Below are 6449 nucleotides of genomic sequence, written 5' to 3'. Positions count from 1 at the left end.
GTCCGGGTGGGAGGAGAGGAAGAGCTGGAGGGACGGGTCGATGCCGCCGGAGCGGTACTGGCCGGCCGCCATCGAACCGAGGCCGTCGCGCAGCTTGTTGAGGTCCTGCTGGCCGCGGGCGGTCGACCTTGGACTTGACCTCGTCCTTGCTCGGCTTCTCACTCGGAGCCGCGTTGGCCGCCTGCGCGCTGATCGCGACGGCGGCGGCGGCCGCGGTGGTGAGCATCGTCACGCGTGCGCGACTGGGCTGTTTGGGTCGACGGTGGGACGCCACGGAAGAAAGCTCCTTCTTGTGAGTGACCACCCGCTCGGAGGTTCGAGGCCAGACCCTAGTGACCTCATCGTGATGAATTCAAATCCTCCCGCCGAGAAATCCCGTCACAGCCCGCATTCTTTGCCTCAACTCACCAGGCGTGAGGCACGGTTGACGCTACGTTGCGTGACGGATCCGTCAATTCGGGCATCAAACCTCTACGTTGTGAATGAGATGCAGATCGGCTTATGACCGTTTTGCCGATCCGGGAGAGCGGCCGGCGGGCCACCGCGGCCCGCCCGTGTCGGTCTTCAGCGTCCTCAGCTCTGTCCTCAGCCGCGCGACAGACGCTTCAGCAGCATCGCCGACGCCACCGGGCGCGCTCCCGCCCGGGCGACACCGTCGGCCACCTCGCGGTCGGTGGAGGCGACGATGACCGGCCGGCCCGGCGGCTCGGCGCGCACCAGCTGACGGATCAGCTCGTCCGCGGTGACACCCGGCTTGGAGAACAGCACCCGCACCCCGCGCGGCGGCGCCAGCAGCACCGGCGCGGCCAGTTCGGCCCCGTCGAAGACACAGGTGACCTCCGCGCCGGTCTGCGCGGCGAGCTGCGAGAGCTGTCCGAGCAGCCGCAGACGCTGCTTCTCCAGCGGCATCTGGGGATAGCCGGTCTTGGTGACGTTGTAGCCGTCGACGACCAGATGCGCCTGCGGCAGCGCGAGCAACTGGTCCAGGACCGCCGGGTCGTGCTCGGACAGCGCGCGGGCGGCGATGTCCTTCGGTGTCATCCGGCCCGGCTCCACCGCGTCGACGGTCTCGGCGGGCCGTACGGACACCGGCGGCAGCGCGAGTTCGCGCCGGAGCCCCTGGGCGGCGTCGAGCACGGTGTCCAGCAGCAGCCGCACCCGCATGTCCTCGACACTGCGCCCCTCACGGGCGGCCTTGCGGGTGGCCTCCAGGGCGGCCTCCGCCTCGCCCAGGCGCGCCTTCAGCCGCCGGTTCTCGCTCTCGGCGGCCGACACCTGCACCTGCGCCTCGGCGCGCGCCGTCTCCGTCTCGCCGCGCGTCTTGCGCAGCGCCGCCTCGCCGCGCTTGACGTCGCTGAGCGCGGCGCGCAGCTTGCGGTGCAGCGAATCGGCCTCCTTGCGCGCCGCGTCCAGCTCGGCGCGCAGGCGTTCGGTCTCGGCACGGGCCTGCTCACGGGCGGCGGCGAGCTGCTCGCGCAGCCGCTCCAGTTCGGCGCGGCTCTCCTCCTCGGCGCGCTCGGCGTGCGCCCGCAGTGCCTCCTCGCCCGCGGCGGTCACCAGCTTCACCCAGCCCGCCGGGCGCAGGACGTAGGCCGCGGCGGCCACGTCGAGCGGGTCCGCGGCCGGAGGCGGCGCGCCGGAGTCGAGGGCGCCGCACAGCTCCGCCTGCGCCTCCCGGAACTTCTCCCCGACCCGCTGCCGGAACAGCGTGTCGGTCTCCAGCGCCGCCGCCATCGCGTTGCCGGCGAACTTGGCCCGGCGGTTGGGCGCGAACCGGGCGTACTGGCGCAGTTGCGCGGGCAGCTCGGCGACGGTCAGCCGGCCGAAGGCGTCGGCCACGATCTGCACGACCCTGCGACGCACGCCGTCGGGCAGCGGACGGTCGAGCACCTCAGCGGCGCCGTCGTCCGGCTCCCCGCCTCGTGTCTGCCCCATCCGTCACCCCAATGCCTCACGGGACCCCTCCCGGGGTCGCCTGTGCGGGTCCGCTCCGCTCAGGAGCCGGCGCCCGGCCTGTCCACGAGTTCCACCTTGTCCACCGCGTTGCACCAGCGGCAGCGCACCGACTCGATGGTCTCACTGACGACCTCGCGCTCCTCGACCGTGGGCTCCCCGGCCAGGTCGAGGTGGACGTACTCGACGACCTTCGACGAGCGCGTCACGTCGAAACGGGTGAGGTTGCCGCAGAGGGTGCAGCGCCACCGCGTCGTGGCGGTCGGCAGGGGAACCGTCATCGGGCTGCTCACTTTCCTTCCGGATTCCGCGACGCGCCGGCTTCCCCGGTGCGCCGGCTCGTAACCCTACGGCCTGGAGGCCACTCGGCGCCCGGCTGTCCACGGCGGCGAGGCGATGTGTGCGGATGCGCCCTGTTACGCCATGCTCTGTACACATGATCAGCTCCAGGAACGCGGTGGCCGCCCGGACGGTCAGGGCGCTCAGGGCGGTCCGGTCCGCACCGGCGCCGGTGACGACCGCCCTGATCGTCCTGTGCTGCGCCGCCTTCGCGATCAGCCCGGCCGCCGGACTCGTCCCCGCCCACGGCACCGGGGACACCCTGCTCCAGGCCCAGCAGGCCTACTTCCGGCGCTGGGGCGTGATCCCCGCCGACCTGTTCACGGGTTCCGCCCGGGCCGCCCTCACCCCCGCCACGGCCCTGTTCGTGCACGGCAGCTGGGTCCATCTGCTCGGCAACATGCTCTTCCTGCACGTCTTCGGCGCGCTGACGGAGGAACGCATGGGCCGCGTCGAGTTCACGCTGTTCTACGTCGGCTGCGGGTACCTGGCACTGCTGGGGTACGCCGGCGCCCACGCGGACTCCGGCCAGACCCTGGTCGGGGCCTCGGGAGCGATCTCGGCGGTCCTCGGTGCCTTCCTCTACCTGCTCCCCCGGGCCCGGGTCACCAGCGTGCTGCCGTTCCTCTTCTTCCTGCCGCTGCGCCTGCCCGCCTGGGTCGTCCTGCCCTTCTGGGCCGCCCTGCAGTGGCTGGCCGCAGGCCGGGCTTCCGACGGGCCCGGCGTGGCCTACCTGGCCCACGTCATCGGCTTCGCGCTCGGCTTCGGCTACGCGTGGGCCAGGTTCGGGCGGCCGACTAGAGTGAAGGTCACCCCTGCTCCGGCCCCCGAGGGAGAGAACCAGCCGTGATCACCGCGATCGTCCTCATCAAGACCAGCGTGGACCGGATCCCCGAGATCGCCGAGCGGATCGCCTCGCTGGAGAGCGTGAGCGAGGTCTTCTCCGTCACCGGCACGTACGACCTGATCGCCATGGTGCGGGTGGGCCGGCACGAGGACCTGGCGGAGATCATCCCCGGCCGGATCAGCAAGATCCCCGGAGTGGAGGCCACGGACACGCACGTCGCCTTCCGCACGTACTCGCAGCACGACCTGGAGGCGGCGTTCGCGATCGGACTGGACTCCTGACCGATCGCGGACGCCGCCTTCGGGGCGCCGTCCGCCGCGGCCGCCCGCGGCACTCGGCCGGCTCGGCGCCGGCTCGGCACCGCGCGCGGGACGCGGGGCCTCACACGGCGGGCACGCAGCGGCCGTCCTCGGTGCGGTACGTCCACTTCGCGCCCTCGGCCACCAGCTCCCGCACCGCCGCCACGAAGCGCTCCACGTGCTCGTCGGGGGTGCCGGCGCCGAAGCTGACGCGGATGGCGTTGAGGGACTTCTCGCCGGGCGCGGCCTCGGGGGCACCGCACTCGCCCTGGGTCTGCGGGTCGCTGCCGAGCAGGGTGCGCACCAGCGGGTGGGCGCAGAACAGGCCGTCGCGGACCCCGATGCCGTACTCGGCGGAGAGCGCGGCGGCGAAGTGCGAGCTGTTCCAGCCGGCCACCACGAAGGAGAGCACGCCGACCCGCGGGGCGTCGTCCCCGAACAGGGAGAGCACCTTCACCTCGGGCACCCCGGCCAGCCCGTCGCGCACCTTGCCGATGAGGTACTGCTCGCGGGCCACCAGCGCGTCGAACCCGGCCTCGGTCAGCGCCTTGCAGGCCGCCGCGATCGAGTAGGCGCCGATGACGTTCGGCGAGCCGGCCTCGTGGCGGGCGGCGCTGTCGTGCCACTGCACGTCCACTCCCCCGTCCGCGCGCCGCGTCACCCGGCGGCTGGCGCCGCCGCCCGCGAGGTACGGCTCGGCCTCGCGCAGCCAGTCCGCGCGCCCGGCCAGCACCCCGGAGCCGAAGGGGGCGTACAGCTTGTGCCCGGAGAAGGCGACCCAGTCGACGTCGAGGTCCTTGACCGACACCGGGTGGTGCGGGGCGAGCTGGGCGGCGTCCAGGACGATCCGGGCACCGTGCGCGTGGGCGGCGGCGGCCAGCTCCCGCACCGGCCACAGCTCACCGGTGACGTTGGAGGCGCCGGTGACGCAGACCAGGGCGGGGCCGTGGGGCTCGCGGCCGGCCAGCGCCCGCTCCAGGGTCGCCACGGCCTGCTCCGGGGTCCGCGGGGCGTTGAGGTAGGTCACCTGGGCGTCGCGCCAGGGCAGCAGGGACGCGTGGTGCTCGGTCTCGAAGACGAACACCCGGCAGTCGGCCGGGACGGCACGGGCCAGCAGGTTGAGGGAGTCGGTGGTGGAGCGGGTGAACACCACCTGGTCGTCCGCGCGGCAGTCGAGGAACTCGGCGACGGTGCGCCGGGCGTTCTCGAACAGGTCGGTGGAGAGCTGCGAGAGGTAGCCGGCCCCGCGGTGGACACTGCCGTAGTAGGGGGCGTACGCGGCCACGTCGTCCCAGACCCGCTGGAGCGCGGGGGCGCTGGCCGCGTAGTCGAGGGCCGCGTAGGTGACCTCGCCGCCGGTCACCAGCGGAACGGTCACATCCCGTCCCAGAACGGCCAGCGGGGCACAAACGGACTGGTCGGCGGCAACGGTGGAGACAGACATGGGTGAACTCCCGTGAAAGCAGGGTGAATCCACCACGCGAGCGGACAGGGCTCCAGCGTGGCGAGGTGAGAAGAGGTGTGCGGAGGCGGGGCTCTGCGGCCTCTAGGCCGGTCGCCCTAACGCATTCGGTTGCTCACGGAAGGCTCCCTCGTACGACCAGGACCCCTGGTGATGCGAGGGGTCCGCGCTTGCCGTAGACCTCGCTGCCTACGACCTGGTCTTCACCCGGGGCACCCCGCCACGGACGGAGGGTTGCCGGACAGCCGGCCGGGGCCACATGGCTGTCACTCATGACCTGGTCCAACATCTTGCCACACGATCTTCCGGGCGCAAGGCGCGGTCCGGATCGTGGACCGCGCCCTGCGGCGCACCGCACGGCTCAGGCGTTGCTGGCGGCCACCCAGCGCTCCAGCGTGCGCCGGGCCGCCCCGGAGTCGATCGACTCTGCGGCCCTCTCCATCCCGGCCCGGATCTGCTCCGCCAGCGTCCCCGAGCCCGGTTCCAGGGCGACCAGGGCCGCCGCCGAGTTCAGCAGGACGGCGTCCCGTACGGGGCCGCTCTCGCCCTCCAGCAGCCGGCGGGCGACCTCGGCGTTGTAGGAGGCGTCCGCGCCGCGCAGCGCCTCCACCGGCACCAGGTCCAGGCCGACGTCGCGCGGGTCGAAGGCCTCCTCGGTGACCTTGCCGTCCCGCACGACCCACACCCGCGAGGTCGCGGTGGTGGTCAGCTCGTCGAGCCCGTCGTCGCCGCGGAAGACCAGGGAGGAGTTGCCGCGTTCGGCGAAGACGCCCGCCACGATCGGCGCCTCGTGCGCCACCGCGACGCCGACCGCCTGGGCCTTCACCTTGGCCGGATTGGTCAGCGGACCGAGCAGGTTGAACACTGTGCGGATGCCCAACTGCCCGCGGGCCGCGCCCACATGGCGCAGCGCCGGGTGGAACTTCACCGCGAAGCAGAAGGTGATCCCGGCCTCCTCGGCGACCTCGACCACCCGCCGCGGCGTCAGGTCGAGGTTGACGCCGAGCTTCTCCAGGACGTCGGAGGCGCCGGAGGCGGAGGACGCCGCCCGGTTGCCGTGCTTGACGACCTTCGCGCCGGTGCCCGCGACGACGATCGAGGACATGGTGGAGATGTTCACCGTCTTGGCGCCGTCGCCGCCGGTGCCGACGATGTCGACGGTGGCGCCGGGCACCTCGATCACGTTGGCGTGCTCGTACATCGTGCGGACGAGACCGGTGATCTCCTCGACGGTGGCGCCCTTGGCACGCAGGGCCACCGCGAAGGCCGCGATCTGGGCGTCGGTCGCCTCGCCGCCCATCATCCGGTCCATGGCCCAGGCGGTGTCGTCGGCGACCAGGTCCCGGCCCTCCAGCAGACCGTTCAGCATCCGGGGCCAGGAACGGCCCGCCGCGGTGTCGCCTCCAGCGGGGGTCACAGCGCTCATAAGCCGCTCCTGAATCGGTGCCCGGGGCTCCCGGACGCTACCTCTCGTACCGATGTCCACCCTATCCAGCCCCGGGCACGGCGAAGGGCCCCGTCCGGGGTTCGGACGGGGCCCTTCACCGTG

6 protein-coding genes, 1 pseudogene and 1 riboswitch are annotated in these 6449 nt (G+C 72.8%); of the genes and pseudogenes, 2 read left to right on the top strand and 5 right to left on the bottom strand.

Features of this window, described 5'->3' with window-relative positions; translation table 11 throughout:
• The 3 genes and pseudogenes from IG64_RS38800 to IG64_RS14840 form a co-directional block, all read right to left on the bottom strand.
• Positions 1-274: pseudogene (locus tag IG64_RS38800) on the bottom strand (hypothetical protein); the annotation flags it as partial.
• A 311-nt stretch (positions 275-585) separates the two neighbouring features.
• Positions 586-1935, bottom strand: coding sequence for an NYN domain-containing protein (locus IG64_RS14845; protein WP_037855903.1), 1350 nt, complete (start codon positions 1933-1935; stop codon positions 586-588).
• 59 nt (positions 1936-1994) lie between these two features.
• Positions 1995-2234 carry a hypothetical protein gene (locus IG64_RS14840; protein ID WP_018567422.1) on the bottom strand — a complete coding sequence of 80 codons (240 nt, stop codon included), beginning with the start codon at positions 2232-2234 and terminating at the stop codon, positions 1995-1997.
• 155 nt (positions 2235-2389) lie between these two features.
• On the opposite strand from IG64_RS14840, the gene IG64_RS14835 reads away from it, so the two are divergent.
• A complete protein-coding gene (locus tag IG64_RS14835; protein WP_051812917.1) occupies positions 2390-3142 on the top strand; it encodes a rhomboid family intramembrane serine protease in 753 nt (250 codons plus the stop codon).
• A complete protein-coding gene (locus IG64_RS14830) occupies positions 3139-3420 on the top strand; it encodes an Lrp/AsnC family transcriptional regulator (protein WP_018567420.1) in 282 nt (93 codons plus the stop codon). The genes IG64_RS14835 and IG64_RS14830 overlap by 4 nt, the downstream gene beginning before the upstream one ends.
• Before the next feature lie 100 nt (positions 3421-3520).
• On the opposite strand, the gene IG64_RS14825 is transcribed toward IG64_RS14830, so the two are convergent.
• Positions 3521-4882, bottom strand: a complete 1362-nt coding sequence (locus tag IG64_RS14825; RefSeq protein WP_037855899.1) for an aminotransferase class V-fold PLP-dependent enzyme — start codon at positions 4880-4882, stop codon at positions 3521-3523.
• Positions 4883-5061: 179 nt separating this feature from the next.
• Positions 5062-5178: riboswitch (SAM riboswitch) on the bottom strand.
• A gap of 83 nt (positions 5179-5261) precedes the next feature.
• The gene (trpD, locus tag IG64_RS14820) at positions 5262-6326 is read right to left on the bottom strand and encodes an anthranilate phosphoribosyltransferase (RefSeq protein ID WP_037855898.1); all 1065 of its coding nucleotides are present in this window, start codon (positions 6324-6326) and stop codon (positions 5262-5264) included.
• Between the last annotated feature and the right edge of the window lie 123 nt (positions 6327-6449).

This window comes from Streptomyces sp. NRRL S-340 (assembly GCF_000720185.1).
Classification (GTDB): domain Bacteria; phylum Actinomycetota; class Actinomycetes; order Streptomycetales; family Streptomycetaceae; genus Streptomyces.
This window is presented reverse-complemented; position numbering and strand designations above follow the sequence as displayed.